We start from the raw sequence: 18,417 nt of genomic DNA on the forward strand, positions 1-18,417 counted from the left end.
TTTACCGGCAATTTACCTTTGGCTTACGTAACAGGAGTTTTGTGTAAGACACTGAAGCACAAATGAAAACGGCCTGGACAGGGCCAGGCCGTTAAACATTGTAAAGCTACGCTTATTTCAGAACAGCAAGTGCCGCTTCGTAGTTCGGCTCGTCAGCGATTTCGCCAACCAGTTCGCTGTGCAGCACGTTGTCGTTTTCGTCCAGAACAACGACGGCACGAGCGGTCAGGCCTTTGAGCGGGCCGTCAGCGATGGCAACGCCGTAGTTCTCGATGAACTCGGCACCGCGCAGGGTCGACAGGTTCTGTACGTTTTCCAGGCCTTCGGCGCCGCAGAAACGCGCCTGGGCGAACGGCAGGTCAGCGGAGATGCACAGTACGACAGTGTTGTCGACGCTGCCGGCCTTGGCGTTGAACTGGCGCACGGAGGTGGCGCAGGTCGGAGTGTCGATGCTTGGGAAGATGTTCAGTACTTTGCGCTTGCCGGCAAAGTCTTTGAGGGTGACGTCGGACAGATTGCCGGCAACCAGGGAAAAGGCTGGCGCCTTGGAACCGGCTTGGGGCAGTTGACCGTTGACTTGAACCGGGTTGCCTTTAAGAGTGACTTGAGCCATGAACGGAGTCCTTCTGAACGTTGTGGTGGAGAATTTTGACGAGGCCGAAGTTAACCATGAAATTGTCCTACGACCTACGGTCAAACATAAATTGTCATGTAACAGGGCACAAAACTGGATACAACCCACAATCCTGTGGGAGCGGGCCTGCTCGCGAAAGCGCAATGTCATTCAACATCGCTGGTGATTGACCTGACGCCATCGCGAGCAGGCTCGCACACAGGGTTCGTGTGTTAGCCGAACGAGTCGGCAAAAGTACAGAGTACGCCCTCACCCGCCGCCGCCCGATGTTCATGACGAAAGGCACGCGACACGTAATCGACGAACACTTTTGTTAACACTCTGTCGAATTGCTCCACCGTCGTTCGACTATAAATCGAGCCACTCAACTGCAACGGAGACGAGACCATGCGATTCATGATCATCATCAAGGCCAGCCAGGATTCCGAAGCCGGCGTCATGCCCAGCCAGGAACTGCTAACGGCCATGGGCAACTACAACGAGGAACTGGTCAAGGCCGGCATCATGCTCGCGGGTGAAGGCCTGCACCCGAGCAGCAAAGGCGCACTGGTAAAATTTTCCGGTGACAAACACACGGTGATCGACGGCCCCTTCATCGAAACCAAGGAACTGATCGCCGGTTTCTGGTTGTGGAAAGTGAAGTCCAGGGAAGAAGCCATCGAGTGGGTCAAGCGCTGCCCCAACCCGATGCCGGGCACCGAAGCCGAAATCGAGATTCGCCAGGTATTTGAAGCCGAAGATTTTGGTGCCGAGTTCACACCTGAACTGCGCGAGCAGGAACAGCGGGTTTGGGAGCAGGCGAAGAAGAACTGACGTTGACTGGACCGGCTATTGCTTCAGTTTCCTGTGGGAGCGAGCCTGCTCGCGAAGAGCTCGTCACATTCAACACTTATGTTGACTGACTGGCCGACTTCGCCAGCAGGCTCGCTCCCACATTGGCTAGATAGCAGCTTAAATTGTTCGGGCAAGCCATTGATCTGTATTAACTTATTAGTACAAGAAATTAACAAAAATTTGCACACAAAACGAAAGAATTAAGCCATTCAACTGGATAACCCGTGGTTAACTGCTAACTTCATCCGACGAGTCCTACAGGCTTGATCGGAAAGGGATTACGCAGTTACGGCCAAACATAACGGCCGTATGCCCAATCAGCCACCAAGGAACCGGGGGAATAATGTCTAAGAAATTGGGGAAGTACGCCTTTGTCTGGGTGACTTCGCTCGCACCCGCTTTTTGTGCTCACGCGGATAACGCCGAGACGGCCAACAAAAGCAACAACCCGCTGAATCTGGCGCCTGGCGTCAACCTTCAGGATTACTACACACCCAAACTGTTCGATACCAACGCGCACACCAACGATGCGCTGTTGCGCGGTGCGCTGCCGATGGCCCCGAATGACTTTATCGGTGTCCCGCAATTACTGCGCGTCACGCTCCCCGTCAGCACTCGTCCCGATCCGCATAACGGTTACAGCACCGGCATCGGCGACCTTAATGTGTTTGATATTTTCCTGCTCAAGACCGAAGGCGTGCAGTTGGGCGTCGGCCCGCAAATTACCGCGCCTACCGCCGAGCAGGATGAGTTGGGAACCGGCAAATGGCAGGCCGGACTTTCCGCCATCGCCATCGACTCCTCGCCACGCGGGCTGCTCGGCGCACTGGTGCAGTACCAGAGTTCATTCGCCGGTGATCACGACCGTCCTCACGTGGAATCCGCCACCTTCCAGCCGTTCATCATCCACAACCTGGAAAAAGGCTGGTACCTGCGTTCCACAGGCACCTGGACGTTCGACCTGAAGAACAACACCCATTACATCCCACTCGGTTTGGGTGGCGGCAAAGCCTGGAAATCCGGGTCCAATATCCTCAACGCCTTTGTCGAGCCGCAGTGGACCGTGGACCGCAAAGGCGACGGCTTGCCACAGTTCACGCTGTACGCCGGGATCAACGTCACCTTCGGTAAATAAGGACTCATATATGCACGGAGCAATTCGCACAGCCGGTTTCAGCCTGATGGCCCTGTTCGCCAGTTGCGGCGTGGGCGCCCAGGAACTTGATACCCGCATCGGCAAAATTGCCATGGAAGGCGAACTGCCAGCCCACGAGTCGATCGCCAGGCTCTACGCCGAACTGGATTTCCAGCAGGCCACCCAGAGTTATCTATGGGCCTTGCCACTGGTGTCCTACGCCCAGTGGCAGGAAGAATTCCGCGACAAACTGGGTGCCCATAACGGCGACCTGATGGTGCTCAACAGTTACGAAGACAAGCTCGGGGTGATCACGGCCAACGCCACCACGCCGTACATCCTGGGCTTTGTCGATCTCAACGAAACCGGGCCGCTGGTGATTGAACTACCACCTGGCCCGACTGCTGGCGGTGTGGGCGATTTCTGGCAGCGGGCGATTATCGACATGGGCCAGACCGGCCCGGACAAAGGCAAGGGCGGCAAGTACCTGGTATTGCCACCGGGTGCCGAGCCGCCAGCGGATGCCCATAAATACTACCTGGCCAAATCCGAAACCATGAACGTGCTGGTGGGCTTTCGTGTGCTGGATCCGGACCCGGCCAAGGGCAAGGCGCTAGTCGAGCAATTCAAGATGTACCCGTATGCCAAGCGAGCGGAACCTGCCAAAACCAGACTGCTGTCTCCCGGTGGTAAAGCCTGGTCCGGCACCCAGCCTCGTGGCCTGGCGTACTGGGAGCGCTTGCACCAGATCATCCAGAAGGAACCGGTCAACGAGCGCGACCGTTTCTACATGGCCATGCTGGCCAGCCTGGGTATCGAGAAGGACAAGCCGTTCAACCCCAATGACAAGCAACGCGCGGCCCTGGAACAGGGTGCACAGGTCGGTGAACTGATCGCCAAGGCCAACACCTTCGCCAAGCGTTTCCCCAATGCCCAGTATTGGCCGGACCGGCAATGGGACAGCGTGCTGAACATCGCCGATCCGTCCCAGCGCGTGGCCTATTACGACCAGTTGTGGGAGCGCAGCGCCTGGTTCTACGAGGCGGTGACCAACACCAAAGGCATGGTCTCGAAAACCCCGGGGCTGGGCCAGACCTACCTCGGTGCCTACACCGACAGCAAGGGCAACTGGCTCGACGGCGGCAAAAGCTATCGCCTGCACGTCGACGCTAACCCGCCGGCCAGGCAGTTCTGGTCGATGACCGTATACGACATCGACAGCCGCTGCCTGATCGACAACCCGCAGCGCAAGGCCGACCTGTCGTCCCGTCAGGACTTGAAGAAAAACGCCGACGGCTCGGTGGACCTGTACTTCGGCCCGACCGCGCCAAAAGGTTTCGAGGACAACTGGGTGCAAACCCTGCCGGGTAAACACTGGTTCAGCTACTTCCGTCTGTATGCGCCGACAGAAGCCTATTTCGACAAGAGCTGGAAACTCGACGACATCACGGCTGTGCAATGACGCCGAACGTTCAATAAGGGATGTATATGAATCACCGCACTTTGTTCACCGGCCTTGCGCTGACCCTCAGCACCAGCGCCTGGGCCGACTTCACCGCCACCCCGGACGAAGCCCGGGCCATTGCCAGGGAAGCTTATCTGTACGGCTTTCCGGTGGTGGAGATGTACAAGACGCTCTACACCCAGGCCGTGGACAAGAAGAGCCCGAACTTCAAGGCGCCGTTCAACCAGATCGGCAATACCGCCAAGGCCTTCACTGCCAAGGACACTGCGTTTGTCACGCCGAACGCCGACACGCCCTACTCCTTTGTCTGGATGGATTTGCGCGCCGAGCCACTGGTACTGACCCTGCCGCCCATCGAAGAGCATCGTTATTACTCGGTGCAACTGATCGACGCCTATACGCAGAACTTTGCGTACCTGGGCACCCGCAGCACTGGCAACAATGGCGGGCATTTCATGATCGCCGGGCCCAACTGGCAGGGCCAGCAACCGCTGAACATCGACCGTTTGCTGCGCAGTGAAAGCAACATCGCCTATGCGCTGTACCGCACACAACTGTTCGATGAGAAGGATCTGCCCAAGGTCAAGCAGATCCAGAAGGGTTACAAGGTTGAAACTCTGAGTCATTACGACAAACACAAAGCCCCGGCGGCCGCACCGAAGATCGACTGGCCTAAACCCACGCCGACCATGAGCGAAACCCCGGACCTGTTCCGCTACCTGAATTTCATGCTGGCGTTCGCCCCGGCCCAGGACGTGGAAAAAGACCTGTTGGCGCGCTTTGCCAGGATCGGTGTCGAGGCCGGCAAGCCATTCAACGTGAACACACTCAGCGCCGAGCAGCGCAAAGCGCTGGAAGACGGCATCAGCGACGCCAAGGCCGGGTTTGCCGAGTTCAAGAAAACCAAAGTCGATACCCACGAAATCACCAGCGGTGATTTCTTCGGCACCCGCGATCACCTCAAGGGCAATTACCTGTACCGCTATGCCGGTGCCAACATGGGGATTTTCGGCAACTCCGCCGAAGAGGCGAACTACATCGGTTATTTCGTCGACAAGGACGGCAAACCGGTCGATGCCTCGAAAAATGACTACACCCTGCATTTCGACAAGGGCGCCCTGCCCCCGGCCGATGCGTTCTGGTCCCTGACCATGTACGACGGCAAGAACAAGCTGCTGGTGGCCAACCCGCTCAATCGCTACCTGATCAACTCGCGCATGCTGCCTGACCTCAAGCTCGATGCGGATGGCGGCCTGACTTTGTACGTGCAGCACAAAGCGCCGGCCAAAGACCTGCAAAGCAATTGGCTGCCCGCTCCGAATGGACCGTTCTACGGGATATTGCGCCTGTATTTGCCAAAACCGGAAGTCAGCAACGGCGAATGGAAAATGCCGCTGTTGAACCCCGTCACTCAAAAACAATAAGTGGAGTCAGTCATGATCAGGCCTTTCGTAGTGCGCCCCCTGTTGGCGCTGTGCATGGTCAGCGGCAGTCCGTTGGTACTGGCGGCCGAGGGTGGTGTCGGACGGCCGATTACCGGCCAGCAAGTGATCTCCAATGCCGGGATCGTGCCGCCCGAACCCGGCTGGATCATGTCCCTGACCAGCATCTGGTACGACGGCAACCTCAAGGGCAACGCCCAGGTGCCGATCGTGGGTGCCCTGAGTACCGGGCTGGACATGAAAGTGTCCTACACCATGGCCGACTTCACCCATGTCTGGGACACCGGCAAGGGTCGCTGGAACTACGCCTCGGCCATCGGCGTGCCGGTGCAGTACACCGACATCACCGCGAGCGTCACCGGCCCTCGCGGCAGAACCCTAGGCTCTTCGGACACCGGCACCCAGTTCGCCGACATGCTGGTGACACCGATTGCCGCCGGCTACCACTTCGACGAACTCAATCACATCGCGTTCGAACTGCCGATCTACGTGCCCACCGGTGCCTACAACGTCGATCGCCTGGCCAACCCCGGGCAGAACAATTACACCTTCATGCCTACCGTGGCGTTCACTCATCTGGACGGCAAGGGCGGCGAATTCACGCTGTCGAGCGGCCTGGAGTTCTACACCGAGAACGACGCCACCGATTATCGCAACGGCAACATCTATACCCTCGATGCGCTGTGGACCCACGGCTTTGGCAACGGATGGAACGCCGGTATCGCAGCCGGTTACATCCAGCAAATCACCGATGACTCGGGGTCGGGTGCCGACAGCGGCTTCCGTGGACGTTCGGTGGGTGCCGGCCCGACAGTGGGCTGGAGCGGCAAGTTCGCCGACGCCCAGGCCAACTTCAATGCGCGCTGGGTGCCGGAGTTCGACACCAAGAACCGCCCTGAAGGCAATGGTTTGAGCGTCAACATGACCCTGGCGTTTTTCTAGGAGACTCCATGAGCGCACTCAACGACCTCAACGCCCTGCAAGCCAGCATCGCCGAAGCGGTGCTCGGCCAGGACCAGGTGATCCGACAGATGCTCGTCGGCTTGCTCGCCAACGGGCATTTGCTCCTCGAAAGCCTGCCCGGCCTGGCCAAGACCCGCACGGTCAAGTCACTGGCCAGACACCTGGACGCAAAGATGAGCCGCATCCAGTTCACCCCGGACTTGCTGCCGTCGGACATCACCGGTGCCGAGGTGCTGCATCAGGTCGAAGGCAAGAACGAAATCCGCTTCCAGCCCGGTCCGCTGTTCGGCAACCTGATCCTCGCCGACGAAATCAACCGTGCGCCGGCCAAGGTCCAGGCGGCGTTGCTCGAAGCCATGGAAGAACGCCAGATCACCGTGGCCGGCAACAGCCATGCGCTGCCGGAACTGTTCATCGTGGTCGCCACCCAGAACCCGATCGAACAGGAAGGCACGTATCCGCTGCCGGAAGCGCAGATGGACCGGTTCCTGATGAAAGTGCTGCTCGATTACCCGAGCGCGGAAAACGAAAGCCAGGTGCTGCGCCTGTTGCGCGAAGAAGAACAGGCCCTCGGTGCCAAGACCTCTGCCGTGCAGGGCTTCTCCTTGTCTCAGGACGTAATCTTCGCCGCGCGCCGGGAAGTCAGTGCCGTGCACGTCTCTCCGGCCATCGACCGCTACCTGATCGACCTGATCAACGCCACTCGCCACCCGGCCGATTACGACGCCGACCTCGGGCGCTGGATCAGCATCGGCGCCAGCCCCCGCGGCGGCATCGGCCTGGACCGTTGTGCCCGGGCCGACGCCTGGTTGCAGGGCCAGGATTTCGTTTCTCCGGACAACGTCCGCGCCGTGGTGCACCCGGTGCTGCGCCATCGTCTGCAACTGAGCTACGACGCGGTGGCCGATGGCGTCAGCGCCGATCAGGTGCTCGACCGTCTGCTCGATAAAGTGGCGATTGCGGCCTGATGTCCATGAACAGCGTCGACGGCCTGGTGTATGTCTCTCTGGCGCAGTTGATGGCCCTGGAGTTCAAGGCCCGTGACCTGAGTTTTCTGGCGCGTCAGCCCCAGGGCAGCATCCTGGCCGGTAACCACGCTTCGCGTTTGCGTGGCCGGGGCCTGAACTTCGATGAACTGCGCCGCTATCAGCCGGGGGACGATTTGCGTCACCTCGACTGGCGCGCGTCCCTGCGCACCGGCAAACCGGTGGTACGCACGTTCACCGAAGAGCGCGACCGCCCGGCCCTGATCCTCGTGGACCAGCGCATGTCGATGTTCATTGGCTCGCAACGCAGCTTCAAATCCGCCGTCGCCGCAGAGCTTGGCGCCCTGGCGGCGTGGATGGTGTTCAACGCCGGCGACCGCGTCGGTGGACTGGTCTTCAACGATCAACGCATCGACAGCGTCGCCCCGCTGCGCAGCCGCAAACGGATCGAAGCGCTGTGCAGCCGCATCGCCCGGCAGAACCAGGCACTCAATGCCGCCAACCCGGACGCCGAAGGCGAAGACCAGCTCGACAAGGTCCTACAGCATTGCCTGGCGGTGGCCGGTCACGATCACCTGATCTGCATCGTCAGCGACTTTGCCGGTGCCGGCGAACGCACCTTGCAACTGATGCGGCAACTGGCGGCGCACAACGATGTGATTGCCATGCAGGTCTACGACCCGCTGGCGCTGAACCTGCCGAAAAACGGCCGCGTGCAGGTCACCCAAGGGCAATTGCAGGTGGAGCTGGCGGTGGATCGGCAACAGGTGCACCAGCCGCTCGGGGATTTCCTCAGCGGGCGGCTCAAGGACGTCGCTACCCTGCTGCGCCGCAGCCAGGTGCCGCTGATGATGTTCAGCACCGCTACAGAAGCCCACGAACAACTGCGCGCCGAACTGGGCAAGTTTGCCGGACGGCGCCGATGAACCCCGCGATCCCGAGCATCGACCAACTCAAGGAAATGGCACTGCCGGCGCCGGTCAGTTATGCACCGCAAACCTGGGGTTGGTGGGCGTTGCTGGCGCTGCTGATCGTTACGCTGCTGGTGATGGGTGCGCGGCGATACTGGCAATGGCGGCGCGACCGCTATCGGCGCGAGGCGTTAGTGCGGCTGGAGGAATTGCAGCAGCGCAGTAATGACCTGAGCGCGTTGCGTGAGCTTCCCGAATTGCTCAAGCGCGTGGCCCTCTCGATGCCCTCCACATCCCCTGTGGGAGCGGGCTTGCTCGCGAAGAGGGCCTTAAACTTAATATCTATGTCGACTGACCGGACGCCTTCGCGAGCAAGTCGAATCGTCGCACCGCCGCTCCCACAGGGATCGCCTGCGGCGTTGGGGAAAGAGGACTGGCAGGTGTTTTTGCAGCGGCACATTGAACACCCCCTGCCATCCGACTTCAGCCAACAACTCTCGCTGCTGGCCTACGCCCCCGACGCAACATTGCAGGCCATGCCCACTGAACAGCGCCAACAGCTGTTCAGCACCTGCAAAACCTGGGTCGAGCGTCATCATGTGGCAGCTTGATTACCCCTGGCTGCTGATCCTGTTGCCGCTGCCGTGGTTCGGTTATCGATACCTGCCCGATTACCGCGAGGCGCGCAGCGCCGTGCGTGTACCGTTTTTCGCGGCGATGAGCCGTGCTGTCGGCCAGGCCCCGAGCCAGGCCGGCACCCGCAGCAACCGCTGGCAATTGCTCCTGAACCTGCTGGTCTGGACGCTGCTGCTGGTGGCAGCGAGTCGGCCGGTGTTGGTGGAAAAACCCATCGAACGCCAGCAGCCGGTGCGGGATCTGATGTTGGCCATCGACATTTCCCAGTCGATGGAAACCACCGATTTCACCGACGCCAACGGCCAGAAGATCAATCGCCTGGCCGCGGTCAAGGAAGTGGTGCACGGGTTCATCGACAAACGTAAAGACGATCGAATCGGACTGATCGTATTCGGCACCGGTGCCTATCCGCAGGCACCGTTGACCCTCGACCACGCCAGCCTGTCACTGCTGCTGGACGACACCGGCATCGGCATGGCCGGTCCCAACACGGCCATTGGCGACGCCATCGGCCTGAGCCTGAAACTGCTGGATCAGGCCCACGAGCAGGAAAAAGTGCTGATCCTGCTCACCGACGGCAATGACACCAGCAGCGCCATCACCCCGGATCACGCGGCCGCCATGGCCGCGGCCAAAGGCGTGGTGATTCACACCATCGGCATCGGCGACCCGAATGCCGAGGGCGAAGCCAAGGTCAACCTGCAAGGCTTGCAGGAGATTGCCCAAGCCACGGGCGGACGCTTCTTCCGCGCCGAAGACCGCAACGCCCTGGATCAGGTCTACAGCACCCTCGACAAACTCACTCCGCATCAGGTGAAAACCCTCAGCCACCAGCCCAAACGCGATCTGTTCTGGTGGCCGCTGGGCGCGGCCATTGCCCTGCTGGCGATTTATCACTTGGGCGCCCTGCTGCTTCCACGGCTGATGCTCGCCCGTCAACGGCAGGAGGCATGACATGGACATCAACCTCAGCGACTTCCATTTCCTGCGCCCTTTGTGGCTGTTGCTTGCGGTGTTCGGTGCACTACTGCCGTTGCTGTGGCGGCGCAACCAGGACCTGCAACGGCGCCTGCGCAGCAACATCGCCGCGCACCTGCTGCCGCATCTGCTGATCACCCCGCAAGACCGGCAACGTCTGCGTCCGGTGCATCTGGTGTCTGCGCTGCTGGTACTGGGCGCCATCGCCGCTGCCGGGCCGACCTGGGAGCAGGATCGACCGGACTTTCTGGAAAATCGTGCGCCGCTGATCATCGCCGTCGACCTGTCGCCCTCCATGGACGCCAGCGACGTTCCCCCCAGTCGTCTGGAAGCGGTCAAGCACAAGCTCCACGACTTGATCCAGCGCCGCGCCGGTTCACGCAACGCCCTGATTGCCTACGCCGGCAGCGCGCACCTGGTGTTGCCCGCCACCGACGACCCGGCGCTGCTCGATACGTTCATTCAGGCCCTGAGTACCGACCTGATCGACAAACCGGGGAAAAATGTCGGCGCGGTCATCGATCAGGCCAAGCGCCTGCTCACCGCCGAGAAAACGCCCGGCACCCTGCTGGTGATCACCGATGGCGCCGACACCTCGGCGCTGGCCGGACTGGACAAGCAACTGGCGGACAGTGCGCTGCAAGTGCTGATATTGGCGGCTGGCAGCACCGACGGTTGGATCATCCGCGATGCCAGCGGCCAGCCACGCACCGACAGCAACGGTCGCCCGCAAATGGGCAGTTTCGATCAGGACGCCCTCAAGCAGCTTGCCTCAACGCTGGATGCCCCGCTGGGCAGCCTGACCCTCAACGATGACGACCTGGACTGGATCGAACTGCACGCCGAGCAGCACTTCCAGTCAGCCAGCGACGAACAGCGCGAACTGCACTGGAAAGACGCCGGTTACTGGCTGTGCTGGCCGCTGTTGCTGATCGCCTTCTTCAGCGTACGCAGGGGCTGGAGCCTGAACTGGATGGCCGCACTACTGCTGGCGGTGGGCCTGGGCCTGGGCCTGCAACCGGCGCCGGCACAGGCCAACGCGCTGACCGATGCCTTTTTCACTCGCGACCAGCAAGGCCGCTGGGCCTTCGAGCATGAGCACTACCCTCAGGCGGCGGCGCTGTTTGTCGATCCGTACTGGAAAGGCGTTGCCGCCTACCACGCGGCCGATTTCGACTTGGCGCTGGCCAGTTTCGCGCGGCTCAATACACCGCAGGCATATTTCTACCTGGGCAACATCTATGTGCGGCGCTTCAAGTTCGATCAGGCCATCGCGGCCTATACCCAGGCGCTGAAGTTGCAGCCGCAGTTCCCGCAAGCCTCGGCCAATCTGGCCCTGGCCATTGCCTTGCAGAAAGACACCGAAAGCGCCGAGAAAAACACGCCAGAGGTCAAACCCGACGAAATCAAGATGGACAAGGCACCGGGTAAAGGCCAAAGCAAAAAGGTGCAGACCCAGCAAGCGGCCTCGGATGAGCAATGGTTACAGAACCTCACCACATCCCCGGCGAAATTCCTCAAGCATAAATTCAGCTTGCAGGATCAGGCGGGGGCCAAGCCATGAGCTACCTTCAAGACCGAGTCGCCGTCATCGCGAGCAGGCTCGCTCCCACACTGGATTTGTGTGCGCCACCGATCCCCTGTAGGAGCGGGCTTGCCCGCGAAAGGGCCCGTGCACTCACCACAAAACTCGGCGCCCTGCTCATTGGCCTGATCAGCCTCAACACATTCGCCGCCGACCCTCAGCTGAAAGTCCAGGCCACCCTGCAACCCACCACCCAAGTCATGGTCGGCAGCCTGGTCGAGTTGCAACTCGATGTCTTCACCGACTCCTGGTTCACCAGCGCCCCCACCCTGCCCGACCTGAAACTGCCCGGCGCATTGGTGATGCCACCGGACGGCCATGCCCAGCACATCAACCAGACCTTCGACGGCCAATCCTTCAGCGGCATGCGCTACAGCTACCTGATCACCCCGAACCTGGCCCAGGGCTTCGACATTCCGGCACTGACGGTACAAGCCACACCGGGTCAGGCCAGCCACGAACTCAGCGCCCAGAGCCAGCCTTTGCATTTCAACGCCGCGCAACCACCAGGGTTCCAGCCCGGTGAGGCGGTGCTGGTGGCCCAAGGGCTGCGGTTTACCCAGAAGACCGTCAATTCGGCCACACCGCTGAAGGTCGGCGACAGCATCACCCGGGAACTGACCTTGCAGGCCGACGGTGCCCTGGCCATGTCACTGCCGACACCGACGCTGGACGACATCAAGGGCCTGAGCCGCTACCCGAAAGCCCCGCAAATCCGCAATCTGGATGACGGGCGGGGCAACTTCAATGGCGGCCAGCGCATCGACAGCGTGACTTACCGAATCGACCAGGAAGGCCACTACACCCTGCCATCCGTCGAACTGAAATGGTGGGATGCCAGCAGCCAGCAAACCCGCACGGCCACAGTGTCTGCCGTGACCTTCGACGCGGCGGCCAACAGCGCCTACAAGCCGGTGTTTTCAATCACCGAAGACCTGAAAAAACTCGGCCAGCAGAATCGCCTGCACCTTTCCGGGCACTGGTTCGGACTATTGGCACTGGTATTGGCGGTGGTGGCACTCGGTAGGTTCAGTCGCCCGCTCGTACGCCGCGCGCACCTCAAGTGGCAAGCCCGACGCCGCGCCCGACACGCCGCCTGGCTCGAGTCCGCCGACTACGCGTGGCGGCAGATCCCGGCACAAATCGAGGGCAAACCGGCGCAACTCAGCGCCCTGTACCTGTGGACCCGACGCAGCCGCCACGGCCTGAAACTGACCGGCCTCGGCCCGCGCCTGCAAACCTTCCTGCGGGCCTGTTATGGCCGCGAACCGGACAAAGAGCAGGCCCTGCGCCAAATCGGGGAATCCTTGTCTACGCTGCATAGTCAGTCCGAGCGCAACAGAGAATCAGTCTCTTCTGCACTGCATCCGCTCAACCCCGTTCACGAGAAGGATTTCCCATGACGAGTTCGATATCGCTGAGCCATCATCGCGCATTCAGTTTCCTGCTGACCCTGGCCTTGAGCCTGCCGTTGCTGGTGCAGGCCGCCGAGCCGCTGCCTTCGTGGAACGACGGGCCGTCGAAAAAGCAGATCATCGAGTTCGTACAGACGGTCACCGATCAAAGCAGCAAGGACTTCGTCAAGCCCGAGGACCGCATTGCCGTGTTCGACAACGACGGCACTTTGTGGAGTGAGCAGCCGATGTACTTCGAGTTGCTGTTCGCCCTCGACGAAGTCAAACGCACCGCATCGCATCATCCGGAATGGAAAACCACCCAGCCGTTCCAGGCGGTGCTGGAAAACGATCACAAGGCGCTGGCCGCCACCGGCATGGAGGGCCTGCTGAAGATTTTCGCCGCGACCCACACTGGCATGACCACCGAAGCCTTCGATGACTACGCCAAGACCTGGCTGAGCCAGGCCCGCCATCCGAAAACCGGCAAGCCGTACACCGAGATGATCTTCCAGCCGATGCTGGAGATGCTCGACTACCTGCGCAGCCAGGACTTCAAGACCTACATCGTCTCCGGTGGCGACACCGGGTTCATGCGCGCCTTCGCCGAGAAGGTCTACGGCATCCCGCCTGAACAAGTGATCGGCACCACCTTCATCACCGCGTATCAGTTCAAGGACGGCAAGGCGTCGATCCTGCGCACGCCCAAACTGGCCCACAACGACGATGGCCCGGGCAAACCGGAAAGCATCGACGCGGTGATCGGTCGTCGGCCGATCCTCGCCTTCGGCAACTCCGACGGCGATCTGCAAATGCTCCAGTGGACCGCCGCCGGTCCTGGCAAACGCTTCATGGGCCTGGTGCATCACACCGACGCCAAACGTGAATGGGCATACGACCGGCAGTCACAGATCGGTCGTCTGGACAAAGCCCTGGACGAAGCAAACAAACGCGGCTGGACGGTCGTCGATATGGCGTCCGAATGGCGTCGGATCTATCCGTTCGATGCCGCCACACCTGAGCAAGTGCAATAAAAAGACGTAATGCAGGACCGCAAAAAACGTTTGTCGCAGTACGCGACGCAAGTGAGCATAAGGAGCCAGTCAGATGACTCGCATACGTAAGTGGATACCGAAACTCGCCTTTGTGGCAGCGTCGGTCATGGCGATTTCGGCAACTGCCGGGGCCGCCGAAAAACCCAACATTCTCGTGATCTTCGGCGACGATATCGGCCAGACCAACATCAGCGCCTATTCCATGGGCGTGGTCGGCTACAAGACTCCGAACATCGACCGCATCGCCAAAGAAGGCATGATGTTCACCGACTATTACGCGGAGAACAGCTGCACGGCCGGACGGTCATCGTTTATCACTGGCCAGACACCATTGCGCACCGGCTTGTCGAAAGTCGGCATCCCGGGTGCTCCGGTGGGTTTGCAAAAGCGTGACATCACCATTGCCCAGGCACTCAAGTCACAGGGCTACGCCACCGGCCAGTTCGGCAAGAACCACTTGGGCGACAAGGATGAATACCTGCCGACCAACCACGGTTTCGACGAGTTCTTCGGCAACCTGTACCACCTCAACGCTGAAGAAGAGCCTGAACGCCCGTACTGGCCCAAGGACGACGCTGCCTTCGTCAAGGCCAACACCCCGCGTGGCGTGATCCATAGCTTCGCTGACGGCAAGATCGAAGACACCGGCCCGCTGAACACCAAGCGCATGGAAACCATCGACGACGAAACCACCGCCGCCGCACAAGCGTTCATCGAGAAACAGGCCAAGGCGGACAAACCGTTCTTCGTCTGGATGAACACCACCCGCATGCACTTGTTCACCCACGTGCGCGAGTCGATGAAGGGCCAGAGCGGCATGCCCGGCAACGATTACGCCGACGGCATGATCGAGCACGACGGCGACGTCGGCAAACTGCTGAAAACCCTCGACGACCTGAAGATCACCGACAACACCATCGTCGTCTACACCACCGACAACGGCCCGAACCAGTTCTCCTGGCCGGACGCGGCGACCACGCCGTTCCGTAACGAGAAGAACTCCAACTGGGAAGGTGCCTACCGGGTTCCGGCGATGATTCGCTGGCCTGGCAAGATCAAGCCGGGTGAGGTCTCGAACGAGATGTTCTCGGGGCTTGACTGGTTCCCGACCTTGCTCGCGGCGGCAGGTGATGCCGAGGTAAAGGAAAAACTGCTCAAGGGCTGGGCTCCAACGTCTGGCGGCAGCAATTTCAAGGTTCACCTGGACGGCTACAACCAAATGCCTTACCTGACCGGCCAACAGCCTAAAGGCGAGCGCAAGGAGTTCTACTACTTCAACGACGACGGCATGCTGGTTTCCATGCGTTTCGACAACTGGAAAGCCGTGTTCTGCGAGCAGCGCGCACCGGGCGGGTTCAAGGTCTGGAGCGAACCGTTCGTTTGCCTGCGCGTACCGAAGATCTTCAACCTGCGCATGGACCCGTACGAGCGGGCCGACGTGGTTTCCGATCAGTATTACGATTGGCAAACCAAGAACGTCTACCTGGCTGCGGTTGCCGTGGGCAAATCGGCGGCATTCCTGCAAACCTTCATCGACTATCCACCTAGCCAGAAACCGGCCAGCTTCAGCATCGACCAGATCCGTGCTGCGGTAGACGCCAAAATCGCTGAAAAAATGAAAGCTGCACAGTAAGACCGCTGGACCACCGCTCGCCTTCATTGGCGAGCGGACTTATTCATGGCGAACACTGGACTCTGTGGCGAGGGGGCAAGCCCCCTCGCCACAATAGGTTTGTAAGGTTTGAAATTATCTGACTGACTCAGATCCATCAGTCATTGTTTTTACGTACCGGAACAAGGCAATCCGCAATGACCTCACGTGTCGCCAGCAAGTCGTCGGCCATACCTGCCCCTCAAGTCACCTCCCCGGCGCTGTTGATCCCCGCCCTGTTGCTGTTTGTCTCCGGCGCCGCCGCGCTGGTGTATCAGGTGCTGTGGATCAAGCAGCTGTCGTTGGTGGTGGGCGTCGAGGTCTATGCCATCACCACCGGGATCAGCGCGTTTTTCGCCGGGCTGGCCCTGGGCGGCTTGCTGTTCGGCCGCTGGGCGGACCGGATGCAGCAACCGGTTGTGCTGTACGCCGGGCTGGAAGTGCTGGTGGCGATACTCGGTGTCGGCGCGACGTTCGCCATGAGCCTGGCGGCCAGCCCCTTTGCCTGGCTGGAAGAACACGTGGGTTTGCTGGCCTGGGTACTGCCGTTCGCGCTGGTGGGCATTCCCGCGCTGTTGATGGGCGGCACCTTGCCGGTGCTGGTTCGTTCCCTGGCCACTGACCCGCAACACCTGGGCAAGGCCGGCGGGCAACTGTATGCGGCGAACACCGCCGGGGCCATTGCCGGCACCCTGCTCGCCGCGTTCGTGCTGATTGCTACCCTCGGCGTGCGCGGCAGCGCGCTGGCCGCCGCCATGCTGAACCTGCTGGCTGCCGCAGGGGCCTTGTGGCTCCAGCGCCAGCGCGTGACACCCGTCAATGCCCCGGTGAAACATCACAGTGAAAAAGCCCCCGACCGCCTGGCCCTGTGGCTGTACTCCATTGCCGGCGGTGTGGCCCTGGGCTACGAAGTGGTGTGGTCGCAATCGATCGTGCAGTTCATGAGCACCCGTACCTACGCCTTTGCCGTGGTGCTGGCCACTTACCTCACCGGGTTGTTCCTGGGCAGCATGCTGCTGGCCCGTCGGGTCGATCGCCTGCGCGATCCCTGGGGGGTGTTCGGTTTGCTGATTGCCGCAGCCGGAGTGATTGCTTTGCTGGAAGTGGCGTTGCTCGGACGCTGGCTGGTGCTTGCACAAACCCTGGCCGAATCCTGGGTATTGGCATTGGGCGGCAGTGAACTGTCGGGCATGAGCACGCGGTTTGCAGTGGCCGCCTTGAGCATCGTGTTTGTACCGACCCTGTTGCTGGGTGCGGCTTTCCCGTTGGCCCTGCGCTTGAGCGTCGGCGGTGAACAGGTGGGGCGCCATGTCGGCGAAGTCGTCGCGTTCAATACCCTTGGCGGCATCATCGGCGTAATGCTTTGCGGTTTTGTCCTGATCCCGATGCTGGGTCTGGTACGGACTCTGGGCCTGCTGGCGATGATCGCCGCCGGTATCGCATACCTCGCCGTGCACAAGGGCCATGGGGTGAAGAAAGGTCGACGTCAGGCGGTGGTCACAATCGGCCTGGTGTCGCTGGCACTCGCCGTGTTCACGCCGGTCAACAAGCTCGCCAGCCTGCTGCCCGGGGCGCGCAATGGCACGCTGACGTTCTACGAAGAAGGCCGTGGCGGGACCGTCGCCGTGGTATCCCAGGGCAAGGGCGAAAGAGCATTCCAGCGCTTGTACATTCAGGGCGTGTCCAATACCGGCGACGCCATGCCGTCCCTGCGCTACATGCGGATCCAGGCGCTGCTGCCCCTGCTGATCCACAACGGTGAGCCGCGCTCGGCACTGGTGATCGGTTTCGGTACCGGCATCACCGCGGGCGCCCTGACCCGCTACCCCGGCCTGGAACATCGCGTGGTCGCCGAACTGCTGCCTTCGGTGATCAAGGCAGCACCTTTGTTCAAGGGCAATTTCAATGCCGCGGCCGATCCGGGGGTCGATGTGCGCTTGCGTGACGGTCGCCAGGAACTGCTGCGCAATCCGCAACGCTACGACCTGATCACCCTCGAACCGCCACCGCCCTCCGCTGTCGGCGTGGTCAACCTGTATTCCCGGGACTTCTACCAACTGGCCGCCAGCCGTTTGCACAAACAAGGCCTGGTCGCCCAATGGCTGCCGCTGCCGACGCAGAACATTGACGACTCGCGCTCATTGGTGCGCAGCCTCCTCGACGTGTTCCCTTACGCGACCCTGTGGACCAGCGAATTCCACGAGATGCTGCTGGTGGGTTCGATGGAGCCAATTGAACTGGATGCGGCGAAGATCAACGCACGCTTCCAGCAAGACAGCGTGCGCAGCACCTTACAGGATGTCGGCGTCGGTTCGGCCGCGGCGCTGCTCGCCACCTGGGTGACTGACCGTGCGGGGCTGGAACGCTTCGCTGGCGACGCGCAACCGGTGACGGACGATCAGCCCAGGATCGAATACGCGCCGTGGGTTCGCTCAAAAGAGATCAGCCGCGTGTTGCCCGCCCTGCTCGACTTGCACCAGCCGCCAGCCGTGTTGAACGCCGACGCCGGGTTCATCGAGCGCATGAACACCCAGCAACAACGCCTGATGCAGTTCTATCGCGCGAGCCTGCATGCCTACGACGGTGACCGTGACGCTTGGGCCAGGGATATGCGCGAGGTGATGCGCGGGGATGCGGGGAATCCGTATTACCGGTGGTTTGTCGGGGAGTGATTGGGTGCCTGATAGATCGCCTTCGCGGGCAAGCCCGCGAAGGGGCCATCAGCTTCACAGCATCTGCCATTTGACA

At 61.0% G+C, this 18,417-nt stretch carries 15 protein-coding genes; 14 read left to right on the top strand and 1 reads right to left on the bottom strand.

The genetic code is table 11. The annotated features are described in order from the left end of the window. Nucleotides 1-112: 112 nt before the first annotated feature. Nucleotides 113-613: a thiol peroxidase gene (gene tpx, locus KGA85_RS30680; protein WP_223461053.1), complete on the bottom strand. Its 501-nt coding sequence runs from the start codon at nt 611-613 to the stop codon at nt 113-115. A gap of 408 nt (nt 614-1,021) precedes the next feature. On the opposite strand from tpx, the gene KGA85_RS30685 reads away from it, so the two are divergent. From KGA85_RS30685 to KGA85_RS30750, 14 genes are all read left to right on the top strand, one after another. Next, nucleotides 1,022-1,447, top strand: coding sequence for a YciI family protein (locus KGA85_RS30685; protein ID WP_223461051.1), 426 nt, complete (start codon nt 1,022-1,024; stop codon nt 1,445-1,447). 364 nt (nt 1,448-1,811) lie between these two features. Further along, on the top strand, nt 1,812-2,603 hold the full coding sequence (locus KGA85_RS30690; protein WP_223461049.1) for a hypothetical protein: 792 nt from the start codon (nt 1,812-1,814) through the stop codon (nt 2,601-2,603). 10 nt (nt 2,604-2,613) lie between these two features. Next, nucleotides 2,614-4,065: a DUF1254 domain-containing protein gene (locus tag KGA85_RS30695; RefSeq protein ID WP_223461047.1), complete on the top strand. Its 1,452-nt coding sequence runs from the start codon at nt 2,614-2,616 to the stop codon at nt 4,063-4,065. Between the two features lie 26 nt (nt 4,066-4,091). Further along, the gene (locus KGA85_RS30700) at nt 4,092-5,492 is read left to right on the top strand and encodes a DUF1254 domain-containing protein (protein ID WP_223461046.1); all 1,401 of its coding nucleotides are present in this window, start codon (nt 4,092-4,094) and stop codon (nt 5,490-5,492) included. A gap of 12 nt (nt 5,493-5,504) precedes the next feature. After that, nucleotides 5,505-6,452 (top strand): transporter, encoded by a 948-nt coding sequence (locus KGA85_RS30705; RefSeq protein ID WP_223461044.1) that lies wholly within the window; start codon nt 5,505-5,507, stop codon nt 6,450-6,452. 8 nt (nt 6,453-6,460) lie between these two features. Next, nucleotides 6,461-7,441 (top strand): AAA family ATPase, encoded by a 981-nt coding sequence (locus KGA85_RS30710; protein ID WP_223461042.1) that lies wholly within the window; start codon nt 6,461-6,463, stop codon nt 7,439-7,441. Continuing rightward, nucleotides 7,441-8,385 carry a DUF58 domain-containing protein gene (locus tag KGA85_RS30715; protein WP_411741751.1) on the top strand — a complete coding sequence of 315 codons (945 nt, stop codon included), beginning with the start codon at nt 7,441-7,443 and terminating at the stop codon, nt 8,383-8,385. Before KGA85_RS30710 ends, KGA85_RS30715 begins: the two co-directional genes overlap by 1 nt. Continuing rightward, a complete protein-coding gene (locus tag KGA85_RS30720) occupies nt 8,382-8,981 on the top strand; it encodes a DUF4381 domain-containing protein (protein WP_223461040.1) in 600 nt (199 codons plus the stop codon). Before KGA85_RS30715 ends, KGA85_RS30720 begins: the two co-directional genes overlap by 4 nt. Next, nucleotides 8,968-9,960 (top strand): vWA domain-containing protein, encoded by a 993-nt coding sequence (locus tag KGA85_RS30725; RefSeq protein WP_223461038.1) that lies wholly within the window; start codon nt 8,968-8,970, stop codon nt 9,958-9,960. The genes KGA85_RS30720 and KGA85_RS30725 overlap by 14 nt, the downstream gene beginning before the upstream one ends. A 1-nt stretch (nt 9,961) precedes the next feature. Beyond that, nucleotides 9,962-11,548 carry a VWA domain-containing protein gene (locus KGA85_RS30730; RefSeq protein WP_223461036.1) on the top strand — a complete coding sequence of 529 codons (1,587 nt, stop codon included), beginning with the start codon at nt 9,962-9,964 and terminating at the stop codon, nt 11,546-11,548. After that, a complete protein-coding gene (locus tag KGA85_RS30735) occupies nt 11,545-12,972 on the top strand; it encodes a hypothetical protein (protein WP_223461034.1) in 1,428 nt (475 codons plus the stop codon). Before KGA85_RS30730 ends, KGA85_RS30735 begins: the two co-directional genes overlap by 4 nt. Beyond that, nucleotides 12,969-13,997, top strand: coding sequence for an HAD family hydrolase (locus tag KGA85_RS30740; protein WP_223461032.1), 1,029 nt, complete (start codon nt 12,969-12,971; stop codon nt 13,995-13,997). The genes KGA85_RS30735 and KGA85_RS30740 overlap by 4 nt, the downstream gene beginning before the upstream one ends. Nucleotides 13,998-14,070: 73 nt before the next feature. After that, nucleotides 14,071-15,651, top strand: coding sequence for an arylsulfatase (locus tag KGA85_RS30745; protein WP_223532057.1), 1,581 nt, complete (start codon nt 14,071-14,073; stop codon nt 15,649-15,651). 176 nt (nt 15,652-15,827) lie between these two features. Then, nucleotides 15,828-18,341: a fused MFS/spermidine synthase gene (locus KGA85_RS30750; protein WP_223543634.1), complete on the top strand. Its 2,514-nt coding sequence runs from the start codon at nt 15,828-15,830 to the stop codon at nt 18,339-18,341. The last annotated feature ends 76 nt before the right edge of the window (nt 18,342-18,417 follow it).

The sequence above is a fragment of the Pseudomonas sp. GL-B-12 genome (assembly GCF_019955895.1).
Taxonomy (GTDB): Bacteria; Pseudomonadota; Gammaproteobacteria; order Pseudomonadales; family Pseudomonadaceae; genus Aquipseudomonas.

Bases quoted from the DNA above. Each gene is read 5' to 3' on its own strand.
- KGA85_RS30750 (WP_223543634.1), top strand. From the start codon at position 15,828: ATGACCTCACGTGTCGCCAGCAAGTCGTCGGCCATACCTGCCCCTCAA.
- KGA85_RS30700 (WP_223461046.1), top strand. From the start codon at position 4,092: ATGAATCACCGCACTTTGTTCACCGGCCTTGCGCTGACCCTCAGCACC.
- KGA85_RS30710 (WP_223461042.1), top strand. From the start codon at position 6,461: ATGAGCGCACTCAACGACCTCAACGCCCTGCAAGCCAGCATCGCCGAA.
- KGA85_RS30715 (WP_411741751.1), top strand. From the start codon at position 7,441: ATGTCCATGAACAGCGTCGACGGCCTGGTGTATGTCTCTCTGGCGCAG.
- KGA85_RS30740 (WP_223461032.1), top strand. From the start codon at position 12,969: ATGACGAGTTCGATATCGCTGAGCCATCATCGCGCATTCAGTTTCCTG.
- KGA85_RS30685 (WP_223461051.1), top strand. From the start codon at position 1,022: ATGCGATTCATGATCATCATCAAGGCCAGCCAGGATTCCGAAGCCGGC.
- KGA85_RS30720 (WP_223461040.1), top strand. From the start codon at position 8,382: ATGAACCCCGCGATCCCGAGCATCGACCAACTCAAGGAAATGGCACTG.
- KGA85_RS30725 (WP_223461038.1), top strand. From the start codon at position 8,968: ATGTGGCAGCTTGATTACCCCTGGCTGCTGATCCTGTTGCCGCTGCCG.
- KGA85_RS30705 (WP_223461044.1), top strand. From the start codon at position 5,505: ATGATCAGGCCTTTCGTAGTGCGCCCCCTGTTGGCGCTGTGCATGGTC.
- KGA85_RS30730 (WP_223461036.1), top strand. From the start codon at position 9,962: ATGGACATCAACCTCAGCGACTTCCATTTCCTGCGCCCTTTGTGGCTG.
- KGA85_RS30735 (WP_223461034.1), top strand. From the start codon at position 11,545: ATGAGCTACCTTCAAGACCGAGTCGCCGTCATCGCGAGCAGGCTCGCT.
- KGA85_RS30745 (WP_223532057.1), top strand. From the start codon at position 14,071: ATGACTCGCATACGTAAGTGGATACCGAAACTCGCCTTTGTGGCAGCG.
- KGA85_RS30695 (WP_223461047.1), top strand. From the start codon at position 2,614: ATGCACGGAGCAATTCGCACAGCCGGTTTCAGCCTGATGGCCCTGTTC.
- tpx (WP_223461053.1), bottom strand. From the start codon at position 613: ATGGCTCAAGTCACTCTTAAAGGCAACCCGGTTCAAGTCAACGGTCAA.
- KGA85_RS30690 (WP_223461049.1), top strand. From the start codon at position 1,812: ATGTCTAAGAAATTGGGGAAGTACGCCTTTGTCTGGGTGACTTCGCTC.